Origin of the sequence: Endozoicomonas sp. SESOKO2, from assembly GCF_024606245.1 — a bacterium.
Taxonomy (GTDB): Bacteria; Pseudomonadota; Gammaproteobacteria; order Pseudomonadales; family Endozoicomonadaceae; genus Endozoicomonas_A.
This window is the reverse complement of sequence record NZ_JAHHPQ010000472.1, coordinates 1-1,057: the sequence shown is the minus strand read 5'-3', so window position 1 is coordinate 1,057 and position 1,057 is coordinate 1. Positions and strand designations below refer to the sequence as shown.

The following is a 1,057-nucleotide window of genomic DNA, read 5'->3' as shown; positions in this document are numbered from 1 at the left end:
GGGGCCAGCGCATTTACTATCTTATGTTCAGCCAGCATTCCGGCAACCTGTATTGGCTGAGCACCGGCGTCCATCGCCCCGGGGGCATCCAGCAGCTGAGCTCCGGCTTCCAGGTGATCCGCCCGGCGGGCGAGCAGCGGACGGTAGCACAGATGGCCAAACACCCGGTCTTTTCCCGTGTGCAGGCGCACTCCGGCAGTCTCCTGGCCGATACCCACAGTGGCTTCCAGCTGTGGATACCGGACGAGGCCTGGGACAACACCCGGGTGGTCAGCGAAAACCTGCCAGTGGAAACAGAACCCTTTGCACACTGGCAACTCAAGGCCACCGGGCAGACCGTCGCCAAGTCTAACGATACCCTGAGTGTGCGTCAGTTCACCCCCCGATCCGGCGTGACGATGACGAGCCTGGACCTGGGCCAAATGGTCAAGACAATCCTGTTCAAAGTGACCCTGGATCACCCCGACACGGCCTGGACCAACGCCAGTGCCCGGGCCTTCATCACTGACATCAAGGGAGTGTTGCGCACCAGGGTGGCACAGGCCCGGCAGGAGTTCTCAGCAACAGTAGGTCTGGTACCCCTGACAACCCCGGTCGCCAACCACACCTTGTTCAACCCCTTCAGGACACTGGATCTCTGGTACTTCCCGGACGGTGAAACCCTGCTGGCGGCCAAAAAACGCGACAAATTCAAGATTACGGTCAATGACGACGGCCAGCTGCTCGCCCTATCGGATACCCGCAAAAAGCAAGCTTTCCAGTTTTTCCCACGGCCTGACCAAGGTGCAAAAGGCCATCCCTTTTGTGGGAAGGCTGGTGCCGTTCTGACCGGGATACCCAGCGAGTTCAAGAACCTGGTCTCCATTCCCTGCCGTTACGACTTCCCGGGTGGCAACGAATTGCGAGGCCGATACCAGTGGGAACCCATTGACCAGGCATGGAGCATCAAGACCCCGCGGGCTAAATACCTGGCCAACCGGAAACAACTGTCCCTGGTGGCGCTGGACCTGAGCCTGATGGGGCCCAGGCAACCCTCCGACAGCCTGATCTTCTCGAC

General features: G+C 60.3%; 1 protein-coding gene. It reads left to right on the top strand.

Going from position 1 to position 1,057, the window contains the following annotated elements:
• Positions 1-152: 152 nt before the first annotated feature.
• Positions 153-1,057 (top strand): hypothetical protein (locus tag KDK17_RS10695; protein ID WP_257288062.1); only part of this gene is annotated, 905 nt, incomplete at its 3' end.